The organism is Streptomyces sp. WMMB 714 (genome assembly GCF_900090125.1).
Taxonomy (GTDB): Bacteria; Actinomycetota; Actinomycetes; order Streptomycetales; family Streptomycetaceae; genus Streptomyces; species Streptomyces daqingensis.
In genome coordinates this window covers 507,658-532,544 of record NZ_FMHJ01000001.1, presented here as the reverse complement: position 1 = coordinate 532,544, position 24,887 = coordinate 507,658, and the positions used below count along the sequence as shown (strand labels likewise).

The following is a 24,887-nucleotide window of genomic DNA, read 5'->3' as shown; positions in this document are numbered from 1 at the left end:
GTCGGTCCCTTATGTCCGTTCTGGGTTCGTAGGGTGAGGCAGATGACCAACTCCCAGCCATGGCAGGGCGACCTCGTCCTCCCCTGCCTCAACGAGGCCGAGGCGCTGCCCTGGGTCCTGAAGCGGATTCCGGCGGGATGGCGGGCTGTCGTCGTCGACAACGGCTCGACGGACGGGTCCGCCGCGATCGCCCGCGAGCACGGGGCGCACGTCGTGCACGAGACGCGCCGCGGCTTCGGAGCCGCCTGCCACGCCGGACTGCTCGCCACGCAGGCCGAGTTCATCGCCTTCTGCGACTGCGACGCCACCCTGGACCCCGGCGCGCTGCCACGTGTCTCCGCACCCGTCCGGGCGGGCGAGGCGGATCTCGTACTGGCGCGACGGCGTCCGGTACGGCGCAACGCCTGGCCGCTGCACGCGCGTGTCGGCAACCGGGTCCTGTCACGGATGGTGCGACGGCGCACCGGAGTACGCCTGAACGACCTCGGGCCGATGCGTGTGGCACGGCGCGAGGCGCTGCTGGATCTCGGACTGAGTGACAGGCGCAGCGGCTACCCCCTGCAGATGGTGGTGCGCGCAGCCGATTCGGGCTGGCGGATCACCGAGACCGAGGTCGACTACCTGCCGCGGGCGGGGAAGTCGAAGGTGACCGGGACCTGGAGGGGCACCTGGCACGCGGTCCGGGACATGCGGGCGGTGCTGCGATGACCGGAGTTCCCCGCGCCGGAAGGAACGCCGCCGTGCCCTGTCCGGACGGCACGGCTCAGGAACCGCTGCCCCGGACGGCCGTGGCCCCCTCGCAGCTACGCGCCTCCTCGCCCTCCGGGACGACGGTCCTCGTCATCGCGAAGGAACCCGTACCCGGCCGCGTGAAGACACGGCTGACCCCGCCGTACAGCCCGTCGGAAGCGGCCCGGCTGGCAGAGGCCGCACTCCACGACACGCTGTGCACGGTTGCCCGCACACCTGCGCGCAGGCGCGTGCTGGTACTGGACGGACGTCCCGGACCGTGGCTGCCTGACGGATTCGAGGTCGTACCGCAGAGCAAGGGAGGCCTCGACGAGAGGATCGCCTCCGCTTTCGGGCAGTGCGACGGTCCCGCTCTGCTGATCGGCATGGACACCCCGCAGATCACGCCGGGACTGCTGGCGCAGTCGACCGGCCCGCACGCGTGGGATGAACGCGACGCGTGCTTCGGACCTGCCGCGGACGGCGGTTTCTGGGCGCTCGGGTTCCGCCGTCCCCGGCCCGACCTCGTCCGTGGAGTGCCCATGTCCACCTCCCGTACCGGTGAGGTGCAGCGGCGCCGCCTCATCGAGGCGGGGTTGACTGTGCGGGAATTGCCCGTGCTGCGCGACGTGGACACCGCCGACGACGCAGAGCAGATCGCGGCGCACTGTGCCGGAAGCTTCGCTGCGGTGCACGCCGGCCTCAGCCGGGCGGTCGCCCCGTGAGCGCACCGGCACTTCCCTGGTGTGCGGACGCGGACCCGTACGCCGAGGCACTGCGTGCGGGCCGCGGCCCCCTGTTCCTCCGCCGCGCGGACGGTTGGCTGCTGCCGCTGGAGGTGGAGCGGTGGTGCCGGGGCGCCGACTCCGGTGACATGAGCGTTCTGCGGCTGTGCGCGGGCGCCGTTCTCGACATCGGCTGCGGGCCGGGGCGCCTGGTGGCGGCGCTGTCCCGCATGGGGCTGCCCGTCCTGGGTGTGGACACGTCCCCGGTCGCCGTCAGCCGCACGAGGCGGATGGGCGGCGCGGCGCTGAAGCGGTCCGTGTTCGCTCCGCTGCCCGGGGAGGGCCGGTGGCAGTGCGCGCTTCTGCTCGACGGCAACATCGGTATCGGCGGCGACCCGGTGGCGTTGCTGGACCGGGTCCGCGAACTCCTCGCACCTGAGGGACGGTTGTACGTCGAAGCGGCATCCGTCGAGGTGGAGGAGCGGATAGAGGTCCGCCTCGACGACGGCACCGGCGGCTACGGTTCCGCCTTCCCCTGGGCCCGTCTGGGACGCAGTGCGCTGCGCGAGGCGGCCGTCGGAGCCGGCTGGAGCGTCGTGTGTGAATGGCGGTACCAGGAGCGCCCGTTCCTCTGCCTACGGCCTGTCGCCGTGAAGCGCGCAGGGCTGGGAGAGCAGTCCGGTGGCAGGCGGATCACCGCCTCATCGGGACGAGCCGGTCTCCACACGGACGGCTGAAAGGGCGGTCCCGGCCGCGGTATCCGGCTGCCCTCCGGAGCGCTGCGGCGGCGTCCCGCGGTCACCACCCGGTGACGAGCAGATGGTTGACCGTCAGAGCCAGCCCCGCCTGCGCCCCGAGCCACCACCGCGTCGAAGGCGACGGCAGCAGCGCAGTCGCGGGCAGCAGCCACAGTGTGAACGGAAGCCAGATGCGTTCCGTCTCGCCCTTGCTCATCCCCGACAGGTCCGCGGCCAGCAGGCAGCACGCTCCCGCTGCCGTCAGCAGCCTGAGCGCGCCCAGCCGCCGCTCCGGCCCGGCTCCCGTGTCCGGCACGCACGCCCGCCGCAGCGCAGCCACCACAGCGGGACCGACGACCGCCACCTGGGCAGCGAGGTTGCCCCACACGAAGTAGCTGTACGGACGGACGCGTGCCGCGCCCTGGTAGTAGCGCTCGACGAGAGTGAAGTACCCCTCGAACCACCAGAATCCGGCAGCGGTGAAGACGGCGAACCAGGGGGCGATCCCCAGCAGGACGAAGGGCACCGGTCGCACCGTGCGTGCCGCGGCCAGCACACCCAGAGCGACGGCTGCCATCAGGACGAGGCCGTACGACAGGTAGCACGTAAGGCCGAACAGCAAGCCGGAGCAGAGCGCCGCAGTCCGCGGCGCACGCGTCTTCCGTGTCGCCGACAGCGCGAGCAGAGCCACCGCCCAGGCGCTGACCGCCGTGAAGTACCCATCGGCGGACACCCCCATCCACACCGCCGCGGGCGCGAGCACCACGAACGGTGCGCACCGGCGGGCGGCGTCCTCCGTGACCAGCGCGCGGACCGTCACCAGCACCGCCGCAGCAGCGGAGGCGCCCGCTGTGATGGCGAAGGCCGCTGCCCAGCCCCCGCCGCTCAGGCCCAGCCGGTCGAGGCCGACGAAGGTCAGCAGCGCGGCGGGGGGATGGCCGGCGACGTGGGGAGGCCAGTTGTCGGGTGCGTCCATGAGGATGCGGCCGGTGAACTCGCGCAGCGTCGCTCCGACGTCGTGCACCTCGTCGACCGACTGGAGGTACTCGTATCTGGCGGCGAGCCGGTGGGCGACGCCCCTGTGCCATCCGTCAACGAGAGCGAGCGACCAGCTCCACGCCATCGCTCCCGCCCAGCAGACGACGGGAAGAGCGCGCCAGGGCAGAGTCCGGGCAAGGGACGGACCGTAGGCGACGGCCAGTACGGCGACAGTGAGGGCGGCGAAGGTGCCCGGCCCCCAGTGCGGAAGCCAGTACGCCGACATCGGGGGCCAGCGCAGCCGGAGTGTCCCCGCGCTGTCCGGATACGAGCGGCCCACGACAGCGGCGGCGGTGAACAGCAGCGCGGCTGCGGCAACCGCACACAAGTCGAACGGCAGTCCGCGGGAGGGGCGGCGGCTGCCGCACGGGGCTCCGGTGCGACGGCCGTCGCACCGTGAGTCCTGCGGAGTCTGCGCGCCGTCGGCGGGGCCGCCGGCTCCGCGGGCCTTGCCGGTCTTCCCGTCAGCAGAGGGAGGGGGAGTGGTCACCGTTCCACCGTAGGGCGCTGACCAGCGCACTTCGCGTCTCAGGCGGCAGGCGTAAGGCACATGTCATATCCGGCACGTGACGCTGTGCCAGTCGATCCGCCGGCAGCGCGTTCAGTCCGGGTCAGCGGCCTGGAGGGCGGTCACCGGCGGAAGGAACTCGCGGACCAGCGTGCGGTGCCACCAGTCACCGGACTCCCCCCTCTCCTGCCAGGTCGTGAACCGGTAGCGGTAGAGCAGCGCCCGTACGTGGCGCGGCGGCGACTGCGGAAAGGGGTTGTGGCGCAGCAGGCGCAGCGTGTCCCGGTCGCCTTCGAGCAGGCGGGCGACGAAGGGCTCGAACCACCCGTGCGCGTAGCCCGGTGAGAGGGCGGCGAACCACATCTGCCAGTCCAGCCGCAGATGGTACGGAGCGAACTGGCGCGGTGCGCGGCTCACGTCCCCCGGCTTGCCCTTGAACTCGTACTCCCGCCAGCGGGTGTTCTCCGTCAGCCGCTCCTCGTCGGTGCCTTCGATCACGATCTCGTGGCGCAGCCTGGTGACGCTGCCGAACGCCCCGTAAGTGTTGGCCAGATGGAGCGTGTTGAACGAGGCGTTCATCTGCTGGCGGCGGCTGACCATGTTGCGCACGGGCCAGTAACTGAGCACCACCATCACCGCGGTGACGGCGCAGACCAGCACCGTGAACCACAGCGGCGTCTCTCCGAAAGAGGGCGGAGCCGCGAGGGAGGAGCTGTCCACGGCCGAGACGGCGAGGACGATCGTCAGCCAGTTCAGCCACGAGAAGTTCCCCGACAGCACCAGCCACAACTGCGTGACGATGACGGCGACCGCGGCGACAGTGGCAACGGGCTGCGGCAGCAGCAGCCCGAAGGGCACGACGAGTTGCGCCACATGGTTCGCCGCCACCTCCACACGGTGCAGCGGCTTCGGCAGCCGGTGGAAGAACCAGCTGAGCGGCCCCGGCATGGGCTGCGTCTCGTGGTGGTAGTCCAGGCACGTCAGCTCCCGCCAGCACCTGTCGCCGCGCCACTTGATGAGGCCGGCTCCGAACTCGACGCGGAAGAGCAGCCAGCGCAGCAGCCACAGGACCAGTACGGGCGGCGCTGTTCGCGCGTTGCCCAGGAAGATCGCCAGAAAGCCGGCCTCCAGCAGAAGCGACTCCCAGCCGAAGCCGTACCAGAGCTGCCCGACGTTGACGATCGAGAGGTACAGCAGCCACAGCGCCGCCCACATCAGCATCGACAGCCACAGCGGAACGGCGTCGGCGGCCCCCGCCGCGACCGCCGCGGCGAGACCCGCCCCCGCCCAGGAGCAGCCCGCGAACAACCGGTCCGAGTAGCGCCAGTGGAAGAGGCTGGGCGAAGCGCGGAACGGTACGCGCCGCACGAACACGGGTACGGGCGTGAGCCCCCGCGAACCGATGAGCGCGCGGAACTGCAGTGCAGTGGAGACGAACGCGACCAGATAGATCCCCGCCAGCGCACGCTGCAGTACGAGCCGGCTCAGCCAGTAGTCGGATGCCGCAAACCAGTCCATGGAGCACGGATACCACCCGCGGGCGTTCTCACGAGCGCCAAGTGGGGCGAGCCGCCGCTGCGCGGCCCCGTGCGATGCTGTGGCCTGCAAGTCGTGTACGCGTGAGGGGAATGCCGTGCCGTTGACCGACATGCCGCTGGAGGCGCTCCGCGCGTACCGGCCCTCAGTCCCGGAGCCGGAGGACTTCGACGACTTCTGGACGGGCACCCTCGCAGCCGCGCGCGAGGCCGCGACGGCGGCCGCCCCCGCGGAGTTCCGGCGCCTGACGGAGTCCCCGTTGCGCACGGTCGAGGTCTACGACGTGCGGTTCCCCGGCTGGGGCGGTCAACCGGTCGCAGCCTGGCTGCTGCTCCCGGCAGGTGCCGACCGTCCGCTGCCCGCGGTCGTCAGCTACATCGGCTACAGCGGCGGCAGGGGACTGCACACCGACCATCTGCTGTGGAGCGCGGCGGGCTACGCCCACCTGGTGGTCGACAGCCGTGGCCAAGGACACGACACTCCGGACCCGGATCCCCTGCCGGGCCCGCAGTACGTGGGCGGATTCATGACGCGCGGCATCGACGGCCCCGAGCACCACTACTACCGTCGTCTGATCACCGACGCCGTACGGGCTGTCGACGCCTTGCGGGCGCACCCGGCCGTCGACCCCGCCCGTATCGCCGTGACGGGCCACAGTCAGGGCGGGGGAATGGCGCTCGCGGTGGCCGGACTCCTCGGCGCGGAAGTGGCCGCCTGCCTGCCGGACGTGCCGTTCCTGTCCCACATCCGTCGCGGCGTCGAACTCGCGGCCGCGGGGCCGTATCCGGAGGTCGCCCACTACCTGGGCGTGCACATGCGCATCGCCCCGGAAAGGGTCTTCACCACGCTCAACTACTTCGACGGGCTGCACTTCGCGAGGCGGGCCACGGTCCCCGCGCTCTTCAGCGTGGCGCTGATGGACCCCGTCTGCCCTCCGTCGACAGTATTCGCCGCCTTCAACGCCTATGAGAGCGGCGACAAGGAGGTCGTCGTCTGGGAGTTCGGCGACCACGGGGGCGGCCGCGGCTCGCAGACGCCCGAGGCGCTGCGCTGGCTCCGCTCCCACGGCCTGTCGCCCGACCCCGTCGACGGTTCGGGCAGCCGCTGAGCCCATCAGCGCCCGCCGCCCGGCCGCTAGCCCACCTTGTCGGAGGCCGCGCCCACCGCCACACCGAGTACCACGAGGGCGCAGGCTGCGAAGATCTCGTAGCCCTCGAGGAATCCGACGCGGTGGATGAGACCCCAGCCGTCGAACCAGCCGGAGAAGTGGTGGACGGCACCGCCCACTCCCTGCACGATCAGGACGAAACTGATGAAGCCCAGAATCTTGTTCATGACGGCACGCTAGGAGGGGCCGCCTCCGGAGCGCTGTCCGCCGAAGGCAGCCGCCGCCGCGACTTAAGTCGCCGCCACGGCCTTTTACTGCGACCCCGCCCGCCGGGAGCGGGCCTCACTCCGTTCCGGCCTCGCCCGGCCCGGGCAGCACCAGGTCCCGCTTGAGGACCTTCCCCATGTCGTTGCGTGGCAGAGCCTTCAGACAGTGCACCGTGCGCGGCCGCTTGTACGGGGCGAGCTGCCCGGACACGAACTCCGTCAACTCTTCCGAGGACGGCGGCTGCGCGGGGTCGGTGGCCACGATCCACGCCACGACGTGCTCGCCGAGGTCCGGGTCGGGCGCGCCCGTCACCGCGACCTCGGCGACCTTCGGGTGCTCCAGCAGGACGTTCTCGATCTCCCCCGCCCCGATCTTGTAGCCGCCGCTCTTGATGAGGTCGGTGCCCTTGCGGCCCACTAGGCGCACGTTGCCCTCACCGTCCAGCGTCGCCATGTCCCCGGTGCGGAACCAGCCGCCGTCGAATGCGTCGGCTGTCGCGTCCGGACGGTTGAGGTACTCGGTGAAGAGGTTCGGCCCCCGCACCTGCACCTCCCCGACGACGTCCGCGCCGGTCCCGCCGCCGGAGCCGACGCGCTGCCCCGACTCGTCCACGAGACGCAGGTCGACGTCGGACAGCGGCACCCCCACCGTTGCCGGCCGGGGTTCGCCGCCGGCGCGCACGCTGGTGTTGATCAGCGTCTCGGACATGCCGTACCGCTCGATGACGTGACGTCCCGTCGCGGCGGTGATGCGCTCGTGGTCCGAGAGCGGCAGGGGAGCGGAACCGGAGACCAGCAGCCTCGCTCCGGACAGCGCCGTCACCAGCCCCGGTTCGCTCTCCAGCGCCTCCGCGAGCCGGTGGTACATCGTCGGCACACCGAAGAGCATCGTGCCCCCGGCCGAAAGGGCGGCCGCGACGCCCTCGGGTGAGAACCGGCCGAGGTGGTGCAGCGTCCCGGCGCGGCGCAGGGGTCCGAGCACTCCGAGGATCAGGCCGTGCACGTGGAAGAGGGGCAGGCCGTGGACCAGTACGTCGTCCTCGGTCCACTCCCACGCGTCGGCCAGTGCGTCCAGGTTGCTGGCGACGGCGCGCCGGGAGAGGACGACTCCCTTCGGCGGCCCCGTCGTGCCCGAGGTGTACACGATCAGACCGGCCGACTCCGGATCCGGATCGGGAGCCGAGGCCCAGTGCGCTGAGGCACCGTCGACGTGCGTCGCGACGTCCGCCCGGGGCAGCCCGGCCAGGGTCTCCGGCAGCGTGGTCTCCGCTGCGGCGAGCACCAGGGAAGGCGAACTGTCGGCGACGATGTGCGCGAGCTCCCGCTCCCCGCTGCGGGGATTGACCGGCACCGCGGGCACCCCCGCCAGCAACGCGGCCACGACCGCGACGCCCGTCTCCAGGGTCGGGGTGGCCCACACCAGGATTCGGTTCGCGTCCCCCAGGCGGACCGCCGTCTCCCCGGCTGCGGCGGCGAGTTGGCTGTAGCTGAGCGTGCGGTCGCCGAAACGCAGCGCCGTGCGGTCGGGCACGGCGTTCAGCGCGGGGAAGAGCGAGGACACCCGGCTTCCTCCTTCGTGATCCGGATCGGGAACCGTCAGCATCTCATCCGCCCGCACCGCGGTGACCAGGCGTGCGCCGGGAGTCCCGGCGCGGCGGTCATCCACCTGTCGCGTGCGGGAAGAGCGAGGTGAACGCGTCCATGGGATCCGTCAGGCCGCGCGAGAAGGGCGAGTCGAACCGCCAGACGAGGAAGAGCAGGAACGCAATGAGTGCAGTGAACAGTCCCGCCAGCAGCAGCTCCCTGGCGGACCGCTGGATCTGCAGGGCGAAGAGCATCCCGACCGACACCACCGCGCCCGCGAAGAGGCCGAGCCACACCACCCCCGGCAGGGTCGGTTCGGCGCTTCCCTCCCGCTCCGTGCGGGCGGCGTCGACGGCGGCGACCTTCTCCGCCATCGCCACGTACGCCTGCTCCTCGCGTGTCGTGCGAGGCGCGAACTCGAGGACGTCCTCGCGGAGTTCCGCGAGCAACTGTTCCCCACGCTGCGTCAGTTCGCCGTTCTCCTTCATGTGCGGCCATTCGGTCGCGACCGTGTGGCGCACGTACGCGCGGACGTCCGACCTGATGCGGTCGCGCTCAGCAGAGGGAAGGACCTGCGCGCGCTCGTACACCTCGTGCAGGGCCTGGGCCTCGTCCCCGACCACCTCGTCGGCGACGTTGCGGGCCTCCCAGACACCGGCGATCGCCAGCCCCAGCACGATCGCGTACACCACGCCGATCATCATCGTCATGTACTCGATCACGTCCGGTGTCTCGGACGGGTCGGTCTCCGTGGTGCGCCGCTGCCGCAGTACCACGACGCTCACCACGAGGGCGCAGGCCATGAGGATGCCGAGGACCAGGACGAGCCAATCGGGCATGGGTTTCTCCCGTGAGGTCGGATGCGGTGGTGTGCGCAAGCGCGCGGCCGGTTGAACGGCCGCCGGCAGTACGGCGGCCCTTCAGCGGGGCAGGGTCAGCCGGAGAACGGGGACGAGCCGGACGTGCCGGTGCGGGACGACGACGTGCCGCGGCTGCTGCGGGAGCGCAGAGCGGCCGCCGCCAGTACGGCCGGGGCCACGATCAGCAGGGTGCGGGTGACCAGTGGCAGCTCGCCCTCGGAGTCCCGTTCGACGGGGGTGAGCTGCGCGGGCACCGGCCGCCGGGACGCGGCCGGTGCGGGCGGGGAAGGGGCCTTCGCCACCGGCTCGCGGGCGGCAGGCGAGGACGGCGCCGGCGCCGGACGGGAGGGCGCCGCCGGCCGGTGCACGGCCGGAGACGGGGGCGTCGAGCTGCGGGAGGGCGTCGGCTCGGGCTCCGGCGGTGGGGGCTCCGCGGGCGGAGGAGGGGAGGGTTCGGGCGGCGGCGGGGGAGTGGGCCGCGGCGTTTCAGGCACGCACGCGCAACCGGCCTCCACCCGCACCCGTACGCCTCCGGCCACGACGACGAGCTCCGCGCCGGGGCAGCGCCCGTGCCGCGTCGTCAACTCGGCCCCCGCATCGCCCGCTTGGACCGAGAGATGTGAACCACCGGCCGTGGCGTGCCCGTTCACGTCCGCCGGGGGAGGAGGCTGACGCGTCTCCGGCGGACGGGCATCGCCGCCGCCGGTCTGCGCGGAGGGTATGCCGGTGCGGTGGGATCCGGGTGGCCCGGGCGGGGACCAGGCCGCTGCGGGAGCGACACAGCCCAGGGCAAGGGCCGTACCGCACAGGACTGTTGCCGCTGCGCCATGCCATCTCAGCAAGAGGTGCCGTCGGTTCACACGGTCGAGAATGTGCCGGGACGGGGATGCTTCGTGGTGGCATCCCGTCAGCTTTCCCCCGAAGTGCTGAATTCTCCGCTGATGCCGGTTGGCGGACGGTTGCGCCGGTCCACGCGCTCAGCGTGCGGCGGCGTACGGCAGCGGGTCGCTCAGCACCGTGCGCACCACCGAGTGCGCCGCCCCGAGCGACGGGCCGGCGCTTCCGATCGCGGAGACGGCCAGCTCCGGCACGGCGCCCGGCGCCGCGGTGCGCCGCCGCAGCTCCGCTTCGAGAGAGGGCAGCAGCCAGGGCGCCAGCCCGGCGAGCGTTCCGCCCAGCACCACCGCCCGCGGGTCGAGAAGGTTGACGGCCGCCGCGAGCGCGATGCCGAGCGCTCCGCCCGCCCGGCGCAAGGCCGCCAGCGCATCCGGGTCGCCGCGCTCGGCCCGGGCCTGCAGCTCGGCGAGCGCCGCGCTGCGGCCGCCCGCTCCCGACGCCTCGACGCCCGCGGCGCCGAGCATCGCGGCCTCTCCCGCGTACTGCTCCAGGCAGCCCGATCCTCCGCAGGCGCAATCGGGGCCGTCGGGCTCCACGGGTACGTGGCCCAGCTCGCCTGCGAATCCCCGCCTGCCGCGCAGGAGTTCCCCGTCCAGCACGACGGCCGCCCCGATGCCGACCTCGGCGGAGACGTGGACGAAGTCGGCCGGTGCGTCCTCCGGCTCCCGCTGCCACAGCTCGGCGAGCGCGCCGAAGTTGGCCTCGTTGTCGACGGTCAGCCGGAGGGGGCCGGGCAGGTGTTCGGCGATGTCGGTGTCGTGCCAGCCGAGGTTCGGGGCGTGCACCACGGTCGTGGAGGAGCGGGTGACCAGACCCGGTACGGCCACGGCCAGACCTGCGGGCCGCAGACCGGCCGCGCCGGCGTCGGCCGAGACGCGTTCGGTGAGCGACCCCAGCCGCCGCAGCACGGACGCCGGGCCCTCTCCGCGGTTCGGCGCCTCGTCCGTCCGGCGGGCCCGTACCTGACCGCGCAGGTCGACGGCGCACACGGTGAGGTGGTCCACTCCGATCTCGGCGCCGAGACCGCACGGCCCGAGGTCGGTCAGCGCGAGCGCGTTGCCCGGTCTGCCGACGCCTCCGGAGCGCCCGGGCCCCAGCTCCACGAGGAACCCCGCACGCAGCAGCTCCTCGACGAGAGTGGAGACCGACGCCCTCGTCAGTCCGATCCGCGCGGCGACGGCAGCGCGTGAGACCTGGTCCGCCTCGGCGACCGCGTACAGCACCCGGGACAGGTTGCGCCGCCGCATCTCCCGCTGCGAGCTGGGCGCGGGGATCGCCATCAAGGTCCCATCCTCCGGGGGTGTTTCGGGAAAGAGCGAGTGCCGCGGCTCAGGGCCGCCGCAGCAGCGTATCCGCACCTGAGAGGGCGTCCGCGATCCGGGTCAGGGCGGCATCGTCGCGGGAGACGGCTTCGTAGGCGGGCCCCTCGGCGGTGCCCCACCGGCGCGCCACCGCGGCCGGATCCTCCTCCAGCAGCAGCCCCGCCGCCTGCGCCGCCGCGCCGAGCGCCACCAGCTCCTCGGCGCGCGGCACCTGCACCGGCCTGCCCGACAGGCGCCGCACCGTCTCGCGCCACGCCGTGCCCTTCGCGCCGCCGCCGATCAGCAGCAGCGGTGCGTCCGGGCGGCCGCCGTCCCCGAGTACCTGGTCGAGGGCGCGCAGCAGGGAGAAGACGGCGCCGTCGTAGGCGGCCTGCAGGACCTGGCCCGCGGTCGTGCTGTGCCGCAGGCCGCTCAGCAGCCCTGAGGCGTAGGGCAAGTTGGGGGTGCGCTCACCGTCGAGGAAGGGCAGGAGCGCGAGATCTCCGCCGCTCTCCACCGCTTCCCTGTCGAGGGAGAGCAGCGTCGCGACGCGGTCCACGGCGAGCGTGCAGTTGAGGGTGCACGCCAGGGGCAGCCAGTCTCCGCGCGCGTCCGCGAAACCGGCGACGGTGCCCGTGGGGTCGGCGGGCCTGCGCTCGGAGACGGCGTAGACGGTGCCCGAGGTGCCCAGGCTCAGCACCGGCAGGCCGGGCGTCAGGCCGAGCCCGAGAGCGGCGGCCATGTTGTCGCCCGTACCGGCGGCGACGAGCGCGCCGGCGGGCAGCGGCAGCCCCGGCCGCACGGTGCCCGCGGCCTCACCCGGTTCGAGGACGCGCGGCAGCAACTCGCGGGAGAGTCCGACGAGTTCCAGCATCTCCTCGTCGTAGGACCCGTCGGCGCCCGCCCACCATCCGGTACCGGAGGCGTCGCCGCGGTCGGTGGTGCCCGCACCGGTGAGGCGTCCCGTCAGGTAGTCGTGCGGAAGCCGGACGGCAGCGGTCGCCGCCGCTGCGTCCGGTTCGTTCTCGCACAGCCACGCCCACTTGGTGACGGTGAAGGCGGGCGCGGGGACGCTCCCGATGCGGTCGGCCCACGCCTGCGGCCCGCCCAGTTGTTCGACGAGCCGGTCGCTCTGCGGCGCGGACCGTACGTCGTTCCACAGCAGGGCCGGCCGCACGGGCCGTCCCGCGGCGTCCAGGGTGACGAGTCCGTGCTGCTGGCCGCCCACCGAGACGGCCGACACCTCCCGGACGGCCGGACCGCACTGTTCGAGAGCCCCCTCCAGAGCGCTCCACCACTCCTCCGGGTCGCTCTCGTGACCCGGTCCCGGGGTGACGGTGTGCGGCGCCTGGCCCCGTGCGACGACCTGGCCCGTGGCGGCGTCGACGACGAGCGCCTTGGTCGACTGCGTCGAGCTGTCCACGCCGACGACGAGCGGTCCCTCTGGTGCGGACATGAACCCCTCAGCTCCCTCTTCGACGTCTTCCCACGGTGCGTCCCTGCGCGCATACTAATTTGTCAACAGTCATGACGAATAGGGGTCGCGCGCCGCGCCGCCCCGCTCGGACACATGGGGAGAGAGGCGGCAGGATGAACTATCGGCCGACACCCGACGACAAGTTCAGCTTCGGCCTGTGGACCGTGGGCTGGCTGGGGCGCGACCCCTTCGGCGAGGCGACCCGCACACCGCTCGACCCGGTGGAGGCCGTGGGACGGCTGTCCGAACTCGGGGCGTACGGGATCACGTTCCACGACGACGACCTCATCCCCTTCGGCACCTCGCCGTTCGAACGCCACGCCCACGTCAAGCGGTTCCGGCAGGCGCTGGAGTCCACCGGGATGACCGTCCCGATGGCGACGACGAACCTCTTCTCGCACCCCGTCTTCAAGGACGGCGCCTTCACGGCCAACGACCGCGACGTACGCCGCTACGCCCTGCGCAAGACGATGCGCAACATCGACCTCGCGGCCGAACTGGGCGCACGGACCTACGTGGCCTGGGGCGGCCGCGAGGGGGCGGAATCGGGTGCCGCGAAGGACGTGCGGGCGGCGCTGGACCGCATGAAGGAAGCCTTCGACTTCCTCGCCCAGTACGTCACCGAGCAGGGATACGGCCTGCGCTTCGCCATCGAGCCGAAGCCGAACGAACCGCGCGGCGACATCCTGCTCCCGACGGTCGGGCACGCCCTGGCGTTCATCGACCGCCTGGAGCGGCCCGAACTCTTCGGCGTCAACCCCGAAGTGGGCCACGAGCAGATGGCCGGTCTGAACTTCCCGCACGGCATCGCCCAGGCCATGTGGTCTGGCAAGCTCATCCACCTCGACCTCAACGGGCAGTCGGGCATCAAATACGACCAGGACCTGCGCTTCGGGGCGGGCGACCTGCGCTCCGCCTTCTGGACGGTCGACCTGCTGGAGAGCGGAGGGTACGAAGGCCCCCGGCACTTCGACTTCAAGCCCCCGCGCACCGAGGACTACGACGGCGTATGGGCGTCCGCCGCGGCCTGCATGCGCAACTACCTGATCCTCCGCGAACGGGCCGCCGCCTTCCGCGCCGATCCCGCCGTACAGGAGGCGCTGCGCGCCTCACGGCTCGACCAGCTCGCCCGGCCCACCCTGGGAGAGGGGGAGACGCCGGCCCAACTGCTCGCGGACACCGCGTCCTTCGAGGAGTTCGACGTGGAGGCCGCAGCCGAGCGGGGCATGGCCTTCGAACGCCTGGACCAGCTGGCGGTGGACCATCTCCTCGGCGTGTGAGACGCGGCCCCGTACTCCTTCGCGGTACTCCTTCGCGCCGGCCTCCGGAGCGGCTTCCGATCAGCGCCGGTCCGCGTCCCGGGGAACGGACTCGGGGAGGCCGAACTTGCGGAAGAGGTCGTCGCCGAAGAAGGCGGTCACCCGCTCGACGCTGTCCCGGCCCAGAGTGAGGACGTGCAGCTGGAACGGGAGGTAGTCCCCGCCCTCGTGCCGGCTGTACAGCGCGAAGGCGGGCTGCCCGTTCGCCGCGGTGGGCAGCATCAACCCTTCGCCGGGGCCTATAGGGCACTGTGCGCCGATCAGCCGCGCTATGGCGTCCCGGCCGCGGAACCACTCCGGGAACGGAGGCATCTCCCAGACGGCGTCCTCCTTGAACAGCTGCACGATCGCCGACACGTCGCTGTTCTCGAACGCCTTGGCGTAGCGGTCGAGCAGCTCGCGCTGCGCCGGGTCGGTGGGTTCGGAGAGATCCTCCTCGGTGAGCTCGGCCTCCTGCAGCTGCGCCCGCGCGCGCTGCAGGGCGCTGTTGACGCTCGCCGTGGTGGTGTCCAGCAGCTCCGCGACCTCGGCCGCACGCCACTTGAGCACCTCCCGCAGCAGCAGTACGGCCCGCTGGCGGGGCGGAAGGTGCTGAAGCGCGGCGACGAGGGCGAGCCGCATGCTGGAGCGCGTGACGACGACCGCGGCCGGGTCGGACGGCTGCTCGCCCCGGAACATCGCGTCGGGCACCGGCTCCAGCCACGGCACGTCCGGCGCCTCGACCACCGGGCGCTCGGGGTCGTCGCTCGGCGCGCCCAGACCTGAGGGCAGCGGACGCCGGCCCCGGCTCTCGATGGCGGTCAGGCAGGCGTTCGTGGCGATCCGGTACAGCCAGGTGCGCAGGGAGGAACGCCCTTCGAAGCGGTCGGCGGCGCGCCAGGCCCGCAGGTAGGTGTCCTGGACCAGGTCCTCCGCGTCGTGCACCGAACCCATCATCCGGTAGCAGTGCGCCAGCAGTTCCCGCCGGTACGGCTGTGCCCGGTCGAGCAGGTCGTCACGGCCCGGCGGGGCGTCGGTAGCAGGCGCAGTGAGGGAGTCGCCGCGGGTGCCGTCTGTCATCGTTTCGCCTTTCGCCTTGTCCGACGCTGCGGAGAGCCTGCCAGGTGCAGCACGAGTTTGTCGCAAGAATGTGCGAATAACTTGAGGAGGCTCCGCGTATAGAGCTACCGATATGGACATTCTCCGCCCATATGGTGCCCGATCGGAATGGGGCGGGAGGTAAAGAAGCGCGAGGACCTGTCTTCGGATCTCCGCGCATCCGCGACGGCAACCACAGCAGTTCTCCCGCTCCGCGGGAGGTGTCCCAGCGTTGCCGGAGTCATCCGAGCACGCCCGCTACGAGGACGGTCGTGCGCCTTGCGATGCGCTGCATCCGACGCCGCGGCCCGATCCACGGCGATCCGAACGGCAGACCCTGGTTGAGTCCTTCTCGGCGGACCCGGCGAGAGTGGCGGGCGGGAGAAGCGGTGCGAGGGGGTCGGGTGCGCGACCGCGACCCGGGGCGCCATTTTGGGCACAGTGCAACGGCGGTGCGACGTGGCCGGAGTGGGTTCGGCCGTCGCGCCGCCGGTGCGCGGCGGTTCTCAGCTGTTCTTGCCGCGGCGCCGCTTGCGCTCCCGGCGGCGGCTCTTGCTGAAGAACCAGCCCGCCGGGGGTTCGTCCGCGCGCCAGGGCTGCGGCTCCGGCGGCCGGTCCCGCCAGCGCTCCTGCAGCATCCTCGTCCTCGCGGCGGGCTCCTTCGACTCGGCGCCTCGTATGAACTCCTCGTCCAGTACGAGGTCCTCTTCCCAGTCGCCCTTCCCGGCGCCCTCGTCCGCGCTGCCGCCCCCCGGCCTGTCGTCCATCAAGCTGCCTCCGTCCGGTCTGCGGCCGGCCGGTCCGGCCCGCCGGGATCTCTTTGTGGAACGCCTTCCCCGTCGCACGCGTTCCGCGCGCATCACGGCGGCGGGAGAGGGCAAGCGGGGCGAGTGGTGAAAGCGGGTGCGGATGCGAACGCGGAGAAGGGGTGCGAAGAAGGGGTGGAGAGAAGGTGCGGGTGTCCGGGAAGGCCGACGGGTCCTATGCCTGCTTTCCTGCGCGGCGCCCGGGATGTCCGACCTCGCTGGGCAGGCGTCTGTTCACTGTCCGCTATGAGACTCAGGTCACCTTGACCGGCTGCTCGATGCGGGTTTCTAGTGGCCCATTGACTCTGACTGCGGAGTGATTTCTCGCAGAAGCCTTCGAATGGAGCGCAGAACGAGATTTCGCCCAGGGAACTGAAGGAACGTAGAGATGGGCGTGCGACAGTCGAATGTGACAGAGGGTGCTGAGGGCGAGCACTCAGGGCACCCGCCTTCCCCGGAAGGGCCCGCGGAGCAGGATTCCCTGAAGGCCGGACTGAAGAACCGGCACCTGTCGATGATCGCGATCGGCGGAGTCATCGGAGCCGGGCTCTTCGTCGGCTCGGGAGCGGGCATCGCCAAGGCCGGGCCGGGAATCCTCGTGTCCTATCTGCTGGCCGGGCTGCTGGTGGTGCTCGTCATGCGGATGCTCGGCGAGATGGCCGCGGCGAACCCCTCGTCGGGTTCCTTCTCCACCTACGCCGACCGCGCACTCGGGCGGTGGGCGGGCTTCACCATCGGCTGGCTCTACTGGTTCTTCTGGGTCGTCGTCCTCGCCGTCGAGGCGACGGCGGCCGCCACCATCCTCACCGGATGGCTCCCGTCCGTCCCCCAGTGGGCCTGGGCGCTGATCGTGATGGTGCTGCTGACCGCCACCAACCTCGCCTCCGTCGGCTCCTACGGCGAGTTCGAGTTCTGGTTCGCCGGGATCAAGGTCGTCGCGATCACCGCCTTCATCGTGATCGCGGGGCTCGCCGTCTTCGGGCTGCTGCCCGGCTCCGAGGCCACCGGCACCTCGAACCTGACCGACCACGGAGGATTCCTGCCGAACGGGCCGGGAGCGATCCTCTCCGGCATGCTGCTCGTCGTCTTCTCCTTCATGGGCAGCGAGATCGTCACCCTCGCCGCCGGCGAGTCCGCCCATCCGGAGAAGATGGTGCGCCGCGCCACGAACAGCGTGATCTGGCGCATCGGCAGCTTCTACCTGGGTTCGATCCTCCTTGTCGTCATGCTGCTCCCGTGGAACTCCAAGGCAGTGGTCGACGAGGGCCCGTACGTCGCCGCGCTGAACGAGATCGGCATCCCGCACGCGGGCACGATCATGGACGTGATCGTGGTGACCGCGGTCCTCTCCTGTCTCAACTCCGGCCTCTACACCGCTTCGCGCATGGCCTTCTCGCTGGGCAGGCGCGGCGACGCGCCCAAGTCCTTCTCGCAGGTGGACAAGCGGGGCGTGCCGGCGGTGGCGATCTGGTCCTCGGTGGCCTTCGGGTTCGTCGCGGTGATCTTCAACTACACCTCGCCGGACACCGTCTTCCAGTTCCTCCTCAACTCCTCCGGAGCCGTCGCGCTCTTCGTGTGGCTCGTCATCTGCCTCTCGCAGCTGCGGATGAGGCCGATGATCGAACGGGAGACCCCGGAGCGGCACACGGTGCGCATGTGGCTGTACCCCTACCTGACGTACGCCACCATCGGGCTGATCCTCTTCGTCATCGGCTACATGTTCTACGACAAGGAGGGCCGGGAGCAGATGGTGATGTCCGTCGCCGTCGGCGTGGTCGTCCTGGCACTCGGCGTCTGGCTGCAGCGCAAGCACGGGAACAGGGAGGCCGCGGAGAAGGCTTCGGCGGAGGCGTACCCCGCGGGGAAGGGCTGACCTTGCGGAGTGCGTAGACCCATGGCCGGGGTGGCGGCGGTGCCGCCCCGGCCGGGCGCCGAGGCCGTGACGTCGATGCCGGAGCGCTCGCCGCGGCGGCGTGCGTGTCCCGTGTTTCCAGAACGGGGGCGGGGTTCGGTGCTCAGTAGTGCGTGGTGCAGCGCGAGCAGGTCAGTTCCGCCCACACGGCGTGGCCCCGTGACGGTCCGCTGCACAGCGTGCCGGGGCGGATGCCCCAGTCGTCGGCGAGGACGCTGACGAGGAGCAGACCGCGTCCGCTCTCGCCGTCCGCGTCCACCACCTTGTTCGCACGCGGCTCCTTGGGATGCGGCCCGCCGCCCTGGTCCGTGACTTCGAGGCACAGGCGCCGTCCCACCAGCCACAGTTCGCAGCTGACCTTCTGGCTCGCGGTGTGCCGCACGGCGTTCGTGAACAGCTCCGAGACCAGCAACTGCGCGTCATCGCATGTCTCTTCGTCGACATGCCAATCGTGCAGGCGGTCGAGTACTCGTCTGCGCGCTTGAGCGACGGAGGTGTCCAGCGCGGGCAGACGGAACGCGTCGCGCAGTGGTCGAGCCGACACAGCGGGGGGCCGATCTTCTAAAGAGAGGGCGTCATGGGGGGAAGCCACAGCTCCACTATGGTCTGTGCGCTCACACCTGGCAAGGATCAGTATGCAAATTACAGAATCGTTCGAGCCAGGCTGTCTTCGCACGCGACGTCCGTGCCAAACTGCTTGCCCATGACAGGAGTTGGAGGCGAGGGATAGTGGTGGACTCTCGTGCGGGCGGTGGAGCACCCACCGTTCTACGGGTTGTTCTGGGCAGGCGTCTGCAGCATCTGCGTGAGAGCAGCGGGCTGTCGTACGAAGCGGCCGGCCGCGCACTCGACGTCACCCATGCCACCGTCCGGCGGATGGAGAAGGCCGAAGTCGGCCTGAAAGTCCCGTACGTCGAGAAGCTGCTGCAGACCTACGGGGTCACCGACCAGTCCGAGATCGACACCTTCCTGGCACTGGCGCGGCAGGCGAACCAGCCCGGTTGGTGGCACCGCTACCGGGACGTGCTGCCGGAATGGTTCAGCGCCTTCGTCAGTCTGGAGAGCGAGTCCCACGTCATCCGGGCCTACGAGCCCCACTACGTACCCGGGCTGCTGCAGACGGAGGGCTACGCACGCGCGGTGCTGCGGGCGGGGATGCCGCAGGCGCCGGAGGAGGAGATCCAGCGTCAGGTGGCGCTCCGTCTGGAACGGCAGGCCGTCCTGGAACGCGACGAGCCGCCGATGCTGTGGGTGGTGATGGACGAAACGGTGCTGCGGCGTTCCCTCGGCGGTTCCGAGGTGATGCGTGAGCAGCTGGACCACCTCGTCGAAGCCTCACGGAAACCTCATGTCCGGCTGCAGGTCATGCCGTTCAGCGTCGGGCCGCATCCGGCGATGTACGGGCCGTTCCATCTCTTCCGCTTCCCCCTGGAGGAGCTGCCGGACGTCGCCTGTTCGGAGAGCCTGGTCGGCGCCGTCTACTTCGACCACCGTGACGACGTGACGACCTTCCTGGAGGCACTCGACCGGATGTGCGCCCAGGCCGCACCGGTGTCGCGGACGGAGGCGATCCTCAGTGCAATGCGCAAGGAGATCTGAACCATGGGTCGTATCTACAACGGCATGCCCGCCAAACATCTAGGCACCGAGGGCTGGCACAAGCCCTGGAGCGGAGGCAACGGCGGCAGCTGTGTGGAGGCGCTGAAGCTCGCTGACGGGCGGGTGGCCCTGCGCCAGTCCGCGGACCCGGACGGGCCCGCCCTCATCTACACCCCCCACGCGATCGAGAAGTTCATCCAGGGCGCGAAGGACGGCGAAGCCGACTTCCTGCTTGCTTGACCTGCGACGACAGAGAGAAGGAGAGTGACGTGTCGGACAGTGGCTTCAGCACCGACCAGATCGACACCACCATCCCGCACCCGGCTCGGATGTACGACTACTACCTGGGCGGGATGGACAACTACGAGGTCGATCGGGAAGCCGCTGAGCGTGCACTGGGCCACGCCCCGTTCCTCCGTCCGACCGCACAGGGCAACAGAGGATTCCACCACCGGGCCGTGCGCACCGTGGTGCAACGCGGGATCAGGCAGATCATCGATATCGGCACCGGTATCCCCACCTCGCCCAACACCCACGAAGTCGCACGCGACATCGCGCCGGACACACGCGTCGCGTACGTCGACAACGACCCGATCGTGGCGACCTACGCCGGTGCGAAGCTCACCAACTCCGGTAACGCGGGCTTCGTGCTGGCCGATCTGCGCGAGCCGGAAGCGATCATGGACCATGCGACGTCGCGCCAGCTGATCGACTTCGACCAGCCGGTCGCACTGATGCTCGTGGCGGTGCTCCACTTCGTCCGGGACGACGAAGGACCGCTGGAGATCGTCCGGACGCTGACCGACCGTCTCCCCAAGGGGAGCTGTTTGATCTTCTCCCACCTCACCGCGGACTTCGACAGGGAGAATGCGCTCCAGGGAGCGGCGGAGATCTACAAGAACTCGACGGCGCAGCTCATCACGCGGAGCCGTGAGGAGCTGATGCCGTACTTCGACGGGTTCGAGCTGCTGGAACCGGGTTTCGTACGGCCGCCCCTGTGGCGTCCCGACGGCCCTGTCCCGGAGGGCGACGCACTGCTCGTGCACCACGGCTACGCGGGTGTGGGGGTCAAGGGCGGCGCGTAGCCCCCGGATCCCGCGGTGGCCGGAAACCGCGGCCGGGCGGAAGTAGGGAGGCCGGTGCCACACGGCCCTGGAGCGGGCGGTGGCGCCGGATGCTCCGCCCTCAGGCGTCCGGAATGCTGAAGACGAAGGTGAACTCGGCGGGTGCCGCCGTCAGTCGGTGCCGGGGCAGAACTCCCGGGCCGCACGACTGAGAGCCGATCCCGTGCTGGGCGTGGTCGAGGTTCACCCAGACCGTCTCTCCCGCGACGAGGTCCGTGGTGTGCTCCGCCGCGTCCAGTTCCTCACTCGTCCAGCGTCGAGCGGTGAGCCAGAAGCGGTCCGTCTCCGCCTCGACGCGCAGCCCCGGGCCGTGGGGCAGCGACGGGTCAGGCTCGCCCGACGCGCCTGATCGCCCCGAGGAGTCGCGCAGTTCGGCCCACCGCACGTCGGGGCGGGCGCCGTTCTCCTGGGGGCGTACGTACGGCGTCTGCATGCCGTCGACGGTGCTGTGCCACAGTCCCGTCCTGGAGGCCGCGCGCGTGTCCGGGTAGCCCTCTCCAGGCCCGCCCCCGTACCACGTGACGTCCCCCAGGGAGGCCGGGACGCCCAGGCGCAGGCCCAGGCGCGGCAGCGGGAAGTCCCAGGCGCCCTCGGGCTCGACGGCCACGGCGAGCCGCACCTTCCCGGCGGTGGCGCTCCAGCGGTAGGTGGTGCGCAGTCCGAGGCTGGTGGCCACGGGCGCCACCCGGGTCCGTACCACCAGTCCTTCCGGGCCGGTTTCCACGCAGTCGGTGCGGTGCCGCATCCGGTGCAGTCCGTACTGGCGCCAGGTGGGGCCGTTGCGGGCCTCCGGCTGCCAGGGCGCGCCCTCGTCGTTGTCCGTCGGCGCACGCCACACGTCGAGCCGCGGACCGACCAGTGCCAGCCGCCCCAGCCGTGTGAGGACGCCGGCCGCGTCGAAGACGGCGGGACCGAGGGTGATCGTCTCGCCGGCGTGACGGGCCGGCTCGGTCCCTGTGCGCGCTTCCGGCGGGGCACTCCCGGCCGGCGGGAAGACGGCCGACTGCCCCCAGGCGACGGTGTGCCCCTGCTCCGCCCACGAGGTGTTCCGAGCGAGGACGGCTCGCACTGTCCAGAGGATCTCGCCGCTGCCGGACGGTTCGCCGGCCGCGCTGACCGCCTCCGCCGGAAGGGGCCGAAGGGGCCGAAGGGGCACTGTGGCCGATTCGCCCGGGCCGAGCGGCGGCACGGCAAGCGGTCCGCTGCCCGCCTGTTCACCCCGCACCTGGCAGGACCACTCGAAGTCGAGGTGCCCGAGACCGGCGAAATCGTGCAGGTTGCGCACCCGTACGGCCACGTCACCCGCCGTGCCGGACGTTCCGCCGGCTGCTTCGTCGGGCTCGCCGCGGGTGACCTCGATGCGGACGGGTTCGATCACCTTGGCGAACTCGGTCAGGCCGGGGGAGGGGGTGCGGTCGGGGAACAGGAGCCCGTCGCACACGAAGTTGCCGTCGTGCACCTCCTCCCCGAAGTCCCCTCCGTAGGCGAAGTAGGCCCGCCCGTCGTCGGTACGGCGCAGAAGTCCGTGGTCGATCCACTCCCAGACGAACCCTCCCTGGCAGCGCTCGTAGGTCTCGAACAGCCGCTGGTAGTCGCTGAGGCCGCCGGGACCGTTGCCCATCGCGTGCGCGTACTCGCACAGGACGAACGGGAGAGCACGCCGGCGCGCGTCCGCGGCCGCGTCCTCGAGCGGGGGCTCCTTCCGCTGCCCGATCAGCTCGACCTCGTCGTGCGTCGCGTACATGCGCGAGTAGAGGTCGGAGTCCGGGCACTCGGGGTCGTTCTCGTAGTGCACCGGGCGGGAGGGGTCCCTTTCGCGGATCCAGCGGGACATCGCGCCCAGTCCCGCTCCGCTGCCGCATTCGTTGCCCAGCGACCAGACGACGACCGACGGATGGTTCTTGTCGCGTTCGACCATGCGCTCGGCACGGTCCAGCAGCGCGGCGGTCCACCGTTCGTCGTCGACGGGGTTGCCCTCCCAGCCGGTCTCGCTGAAGCCGTGGGTCTCCAGATCGCATTCGTCGACCACCCAGAGGCCGTACTCGTCGCACAGATCGAGGAACGCCGGATGGGGAGGACAGTGGCTGGTGCGGACGGCGTTGATGTTGTGACGCTTCATCAGCTGAACGTCGAGGCGCATCGTGGCTTCGTCCAGCGCACGCCCGCGTTCGGGGTGGAACTCGTGCCGGTTGACGCCCCGGAAGAGGACGCGCTTGCCGTTCACCTTCAACTGCCCGTCCTCGATGCGGACGGTGCGGAAGCCGATCCGGAAGTGCACGGTTTCGCCTGCGGTGGTCAGTTGGGCGTCGTACAGGCGGGGCGTCTCCGCGGTCCACGGTTCGACGGGCAGGACGACCTCCTCGCCCGTGGCGGCGTCGATGCCCAGCTCGGGTACGGTCACCCGACCACGGGGCCGGCAGTCCACGCGCAAGGTGCCCTCACCCGATGTGTGGTCGTACGAGGAGTGCACTGTGTAGTCGTCCACGGCGCCTTCGGGCCGGTGGTGCAGCGCGACGTCGCGGAAGACGCCCGGCAGCCACCACATGTCCTGGTCCTCCAGGTAGCTTCCCGCCGACCACTGGTGCACCCGTACGGCCAGCACGTTCCCGCCGGGCCGCAGTACGCCGGTGACGCCGAACTCGTGCGGAAGGCGTGAGCCCTGGAAGGTGCCGAGCTCGTGCCCGTTGAGCCAGACGCGGGCACAGGACTCCACACCGTCGAACCGCAGGAGAGTCTCCCCGCCGTCGGGCCAGTCGGCGGGGAGGTCGAACAGGCAGCGGTGGTCGCCTGTCGGGTTCTCGTCGGGCACGCGCGGCGGGTCGACGGGGAAGGGATAGCGGACGTTGGTGTACGCCGGGGCGCCGTGCCCCTGAAGCACCCAGTGGCCGGGGACCTCGATCTTGTCCCAGCCGGAGCTGTCATAGCCGTCCTCGGTGAACTGGGTGCCGAACCCGCCGGCGGTGGGGGAGAGTCGGAAGTCCCAGGTTCCGTTCAGCAGCAGTCTCTTCGCGTCGGAGGCCGCGTACCAGGCGCGCGGTGCGAGGGTGCTGGCCGAGGGGGAGACGTCCTCGTAGTACTCGGGGCTCACTGCTCTCCTTGGGCGACCGTGCGGGGGCAGTTCGCTCCTGTCGCGTTTCGCGCACCGCGCTTCCCGTTCCCCGCACCGCGTTCGCCGATCGCGCCTGCGTGCTTCGACTTGCGGTTGTCAGGCTTCTACAGATCCCGGCGGGCCGGAAGACGTATGCGCATACGGTGAGGGCGGAATCTGCTGCGGCTTCGCTGGTCATGCGCCGGAAACGGCCAACTCCCGTGGCTCTGACGGGCGTTCGCCTCTGTGACAACTTTGGCATGAACACTTCCAGTCAGGGCTGGGACCTGATACTCCTGCATGACAAAAGCACCCTCCATGTCGACCCCCCACCATGAGAGGTTCCATGAAGCTCAACAGATGGACGGCCACGGCCACGGTCGTGGCGTGCGTCGGAGTCACCACCCTCGGTGCCGCCGCCGCGTCCGCGCAGGAGGCCGCAACCGGGTACGTCGCCCTCGGCGACTCCTACTCTTCCGGCCTCGGCGCCGGTGACTACGACTCCGACAGCGGCGACTGCAAGCGCAGTGCGAACGCCTACGCGAAGCAGTGGGCAGCGGCCAACGCCCCCTCGTCGTTCGACTTCACCGCCTGCTCCGGCGCCCGTACCGGAGACGTGCTGAACGACCAGCTGGGCCCGCTCAGCGACTCGACCGGTCTGGTGAGCATCAGCATCGGAGGCAACGACGCGAGCTTCGCCGACACCATGCAGGCGTGCGTCCTGCAGGGCGAGGGCGTGTGCCTCGAGAAGATCGAGGAGGCCAAGGGGTACATCAGCGGCACCCTCCCCGGCCAGCTCGACTCCGTCTACAACGCGATCACCGAGCGGGCGCCCTCCGCCAAGGTCGTGGTGATGGGCTACCCCCGGATGTACAAGCTGGACGGCGAGTGCTCCGTGGGCCTCAGCGAGAAGTCGCGTGCGGCGATCAACTCCGCGTCCGACGTACTCAACGACACCATCGCCAAGCGGGCCGCTGACCACGGCTTCACCTTCGGCGACGTGCGTGACTCCTTCACCGGACACGAGATCTGCTCCGGCGACTCGTGGCTGCACAGCGTCACCGTGCCGGTCGGGGAGTCGTACCACCCGACGAACACCGGGCAGACCAGCGGCTACCTCCCGGTGCTGGAGGCCAACGCGTAGAACTGGCGGGCCGCGACGCGTCGCACTGTCGCGTCGTCGACAGGCCCGGACA

22 protein-coding genes are annotated in these 24,887 nt (G+C 71.1%); 10 read left to right on the top strand and 12 right to left on the bottom strand.

The window, feature by feature from the left end; all coding sequences use genetic code 11:
- The first annotated feature begins 42 nt into the window (after positions 1 to 42).
- The 3 genes from H181DRAFT_RS02155 to H181DRAFT_RS02145 are packed head-to-tail and all read left to right on the top strand — an operon-like array spanning position 43 to position 2,191.
- On the top strand, positions 43 to 708 hold the full coding sequence (locus H181DRAFT_RS02155; RefSeq protein ID WP_045862390.1) for a glycosyltransferase family 2 protein: 666 nt from the start codon (positions 43 to 45) through the stop codon (positions 706 to 708).
- 32 nt (positions 709 to 740) lie between these two features.
- Positions 741 to 1,454, top strand: a complete 714-nt coding sequence (locus H181DRAFT_RS02150) for a TIGR04282 family arsenosugar biosynthesis glycosyltransferase (protein WP_254666662.1) — start codon at positions 741 to 743, stop codon at positions 1,452 to 1,454.
- Positions 1,451 to 2,191, top strand: a complete 741-nt coding sequence (locus H181DRAFT_RS02145; RefSeq protein WP_045862389.1) for a methyltransferase domain-containing protein — start codon at positions 1,451 to 1,453, stop codon at positions 2,189 to 2,191. The genes H181DRAFT_RS02150 and H181DRAFT_RS02145 overlap by 4 nt, the downstream gene beginning before the upstream one ends.
- A gap of 61 nt (positions 2,192 to 2,252) precedes the next feature.
- On the opposite strand, the gene H181DRAFT_RS02140 is transcribed toward H181DRAFT_RS02145, so the two are convergent.
- A complete protein-coding gene (locus H181DRAFT_RS02140) occupies positions 2,253 to 3,569 on the bottom strand; it encodes a hypothetical protein (protein ID WP_052708425.1) in 1,317 nt (438 codons plus the stop codon).
- 261 nt (positions 3,570 to 3,830) lie between these two features.
- Complete coding sequence (locus H181DRAFT_RS02135) at positions 3,831 to 5,255, bottom strand: lipase maturation factor family protein (RefSeq protein ID WP_045862387.1); 1,425 nt, start codon at positions 5,253 to 5,255, stop codon at positions 3,831 to 3,833.
- A gap of 115 nt (positions 5,256 to 5,370) precedes the next feature.
- Here H181DRAFT_RS02135 and H181DRAFT_RS02130 point away from each other — a divergent pair, with 115 nt between their 5' ends.
- The gene (locus H181DRAFT_RS02130; RefSeq protein ID WP_045862386.1) at positions 5,371 to 6,381 is read left to right on the top strand and encodes an acetylxylan esterase; all 1,011 of its coding nucleotides are present in this window, start codon (positions 5,371 to 5,373) and stop codon (positions 6,379 to 6,381) included.
- A 26-nt stretch (positions 6,382 to 6,407) separates the two neighbouring features.
- Here the strand turns inward: H181DRAFT_RS02130 and H181DRAFT_RS02125 are convergent, their stop codons facing one another.
- The 6 genes from H181DRAFT_RS02125 to xylB form a co-directional block, all read right to left on the bottom strand.
- Positions 6,408 to 6,608 (bottom strand): hypothetical protein, encoded by a 201-nt coding sequence (locus H181DRAFT_RS02125; protein ID WP_045862385.1) that lies wholly within the window; start codon positions 6,606 to 6,608, stop codon positions 6,408 to 6,410.
- Between the two features lie 115 nt (positions 6,609 to 6,723).
- Positions 6,724 to 8,208: an acyl-CoA synthetase gene (locus H181DRAFT_RS02120; protein ID WP_254666661.1), complete on the bottom strand. Its 1,485-nt coding sequence runs from the start codon at positions 8,206 to 8,208 to the stop codon at positions 6,724 to 6,726.
- Positions 8,209 to 8,305: 97 nt separating this feature from the next.
- Positions 8,306 to 9,070, bottom strand: coding sequence for a bestrophin-like domain (locus tag H181DRAFT_RS02115; protein ID WP_045862384.1), 765 nt, complete (start codon positions 9,068 to 9,070; stop codon positions 8,306 to 8,308).
- A gap of 95 nt (positions 9,071 to 9,165) precedes the next feature.
- Positions 9,166 to 9,345 (bottom strand): hypothetical protein, encoded by a 180-nt coding sequence (locus H181DRAFT_RS29275; protein WP_045862383.1) that lies wholly within the window; start codon positions 9,343 to 9,345, stop codon positions 9,166 to 9,168.
- A 723-nt stretch (positions 9,346 to 10,068) separates the two neighbouring features.
- Positions 10,069 to 11,268, bottom strand: a complete 1,200-nt coding sequence (locus tag H181DRAFT_RS02105) for an ROK family transcriptional regulator (RefSeq protein WP_045862381.1) — start codon at positions 11,266 to 11,268, stop codon at positions 10,069 to 10,071.
- Between the two features lie 49 nt (positions 11,269 to 11,317).
- Complete coding sequence (xylB, locus tag H181DRAFT_RS02100; RefSeq protein WP_045862380.1) at positions 11,318 to 12,745, bottom strand: xylulokinase; 1,428 nt, start codon at positions 12,743 to 12,745, stop codon at positions 11,318 to 11,320.
- A 134-nt stretch (positions 12,746 to 12,879) separates the two neighbouring features.
- Here xylB and xylA point away from each other — a divergent pair, with 134 nt between their 5' ends.
- Complete coding sequence (gene xylA / locus H181DRAFT_RS02095; RefSeq protein WP_045862379.1) at positions 12,880 to 14,046, top strand: xylose isomerase; 1,167 nt, start codon at positions 12,880 to 12,882, stop codon at positions 14,044 to 14,046.
- Positions 14,047 to 14,106: 60 nt separating this feature from the next.
- Here the strand turns inward: xylA and H181DRAFT_RS02090 are convergent, their stop codons facing one another.
- Both H181DRAFT_RS02090 and H181DRAFT_RS02085 read right to left on the bottom strand, forming a co-directional pair.
- Positions 14,107 to 15,144, bottom strand: a complete 1,038-nt coding sequence (locus H181DRAFT_RS02090) for a sigma-70 family RNA polymerase sigma factor (RefSeq protein WP_045862378.1) — start codon at positions 15,142 to 15,144, stop codon at positions 14,107 to 14,109.
- Between the two features lie 524 nt (positions 15,145 to 15,668).
- Positions 15,669 to 15,929 carry an SGM_3592 family protein gene (locus H181DRAFT_RS02085; RefSeq protein ID WP_045862377.1) on the bottom strand — a complete coding sequence of 87 codons (261 nt, stop codon included), beginning with the start codon at positions 15,927 to 15,929 and terminating at the stop codon, positions 15,669 to 15,671.
- Between the two features lie 427 nt (positions 15,930 to 16,356).
- On the opposite strand from H181DRAFT_RS02085, the gene H181DRAFT_RS02080 reads away from it, so the two are divergent.
- Entirely contained in the window at positions 16,357 to 17,841 is a 1,485-nt protein-coding gene (locus H181DRAFT_RS02080; RefSeq protein WP_045862376.1) for an amino acid permease, read from the top strand.
- A gap of 142 nt (positions 17,842 to 17,983) precedes the next feature.
- Here the strand turns inward: H181DRAFT_RS02080 and H181DRAFT_RS02075 are convergent, their stop codons facing one another.
- Positions 17,984 to 18,424 (bottom strand): ATP-binding protein, encoded by a 441-nt coding sequence (locus tag H181DRAFT_RS02075; RefSeq protein WP_229711422.1) that lies wholly within the window; start codon positions 18,422 to 18,424, stop codon positions 17,984 to 17,986.
- A 185-nt stretch (positions 18,425 to 18,609) separates the two neighbouring features.
- On the opposite strand from H181DRAFT_RS02075, the gene H181DRAFT_RS02070 reads away from it, so the two are divergent.
- The 3 genes from H181DRAFT_RS02070 to H181DRAFT_RS02060 are packed head-to-tail and all read left to right on the top strand — an operon-like array spanning position 18,610 to position 20,564.
- Positions 18,610 to 19,479 carry a helix-turn-helix domain-containing protein gene (locus H181DRAFT_RS02070; protein WP_045862375.1) on the top strand — a complete coding sequence of 290 codons (870 nt, stop codon included), beginning with the start codon at positions 18,610 to 18,612 and terminating at the stop codon, positions 19,477 to 19,479.
- A 3-nt stretch (positions 19,480 to 19,482) separates the two neighbouring features.
- Complete coding sequence (locus H181DRAFT_RS02065) at positions 19,483 to 19,719, top strand: DUF397 domain-containing protein (RefSeq protein ID WP_045862374.1); 237 nt, start codon at positions 19,483 to 19,485, stop codon at positions 19,717 to 19,719.
- 29 nt (positions 19,720 to 19,748) lie between these two features.
- Positions 19,749 to 20,564 (top strand): SAM-dependent methyltransferase, encoded by an 816-nt coding sequence (locus H181DRAFT_RS02060; protein ID WP_045862373.1) that lies wholly within the window; start codon positions 19,749 to 19,751, stop codon positions 20,562 to 20,564.
- Positions 20,565 to 20,664: 100 nt separating this feature from the next.
- On the opposite strand, the gene H181DRAFT_RS02055 is transcribed toward H181DRAFT_RS02060, so the two are convergent.
- Positions 20,665 to 23,691, bottom strand: coding sequence for a glycoside hydrolase family 2 TIM barrel-domain containing protein (locus H181DRAFT_RS02055; RefSeq protein WP_045862372.1), 3,027 nt, complete (start codon positions 23,689 to 23,691; stop codon positions 20,665 to 20,667).
- A gap of 346 nt (positions 23,692 to 24,037) precedes the next feature.
- On the opposite strand from H181DRAFT_RS02055, the gene H181DRAFT_RS02050 reads away from it, so the two are divergent.
- Positions 24,038 to 24,835 (top strand): SGNH/GDSL hydrolase family protein, encoded by a 798-nt coding sequence (locus H181DRAFT_RS02050; RefSeq protein ID WP_045862371.1) that lies wholly within the window; start codon positions 24,038 to 24,040, stop codon positions 24,833 to 24,835.
- Positions 24,836 to 24,887 lie beyond the last annotated feature (52 nt).

Excerpts from the sequence above, each read along its gene's own strand:
- H181DRAFT_RS02080 (WP_045862376.1), top strand. The coding sequence starts at position 16,357 with ATGGGCGTGCGACAGTCGAATGTGACAGAGGGTGCTGAGGGCGAGCAC.
- H181DRAFT_RS02090 (WP_045862378.1), bottom strand. The coding sequence starts at position 15,144 with ATGACAGACGGCACCCGCGGCGACTCCCTCACTGCGCCTGCTACCGAC.
- H181DRAFT_RS02125 (WP_045862385.1), bottom strand. The coding sequence starts at position 6,608 with ATGAACAAGATTCTGGGCTTCATCAGTTTCGTCCTGATCGTGCAGGGA.
- H181DRAFT_RS02105 (WP_045862381.1), bottom strand. The coding sequence starts at position 11,268 with ATGGCGATCCCCGCGCCCAGCTCGCAGCGGGAGATGCGGCGGCGCAAC.
- H181DRAFT_RS02115 (WP_045862384.1), bottom strand. The coding sequence starts at position 9,070 with ATGCCCGATTGGCTCGTCCTGGTCCTCGGCATCCTCATGGCCTGCGCC.
- H181DRAFT_RS02155 (WP_045862390.1), top strand. The coding sequence starts at position 43 with ATGACCAACTCCCAGCCATGGCAGGGCGACCTCGTCCTCCCCTGCCTC.
- xylA (WP_045862379.1), top strand. The coding sequence starts at position 12,880 with ATGAACTATCGGCCGACACCCGACGACAAGTTCAGCTTCGGCCTGTGG.
- xylB (WP_045862380.1), bottom strand. The coding sequence starts at position 12,745 with ATGTCCGCACCAGAGGGACCGCTCGTCGTCGGCGTGGACAGCTCGACG.
- H181DRAFT_RS02085 (WP_045862377.1), bottom strand. The coding sequence starts at position 15,929 with ATGGACGACAGGCCGGGGGGCGGCAGCGCGGACGAGGGCGCCGGGAAG.
- H181DRAFT_RS02135 (WP_045862387.1), bottom strand. The coding sequence starts at position 5,255 with ATGGACTGGTTTGCGGCATCCGACTACTGGCTGAGCCGGCTCGTACTG.
- H181DRAFT_RS02065 (WP_045862374.1), top strand. The coding sequence starts at position 19,483 with ATGGGTCGTATCTACAACGGCATGCCCGCCAAACATCTAGGCACCGAG.
- H181DRAFT_RS02050 (WP_045862371.1), top strand. The coding sequence starts at position 24,038 with ATGAAGCTCAACAGATGGACGGCCACGGCCACGGTCGTGGCGTGCGTC.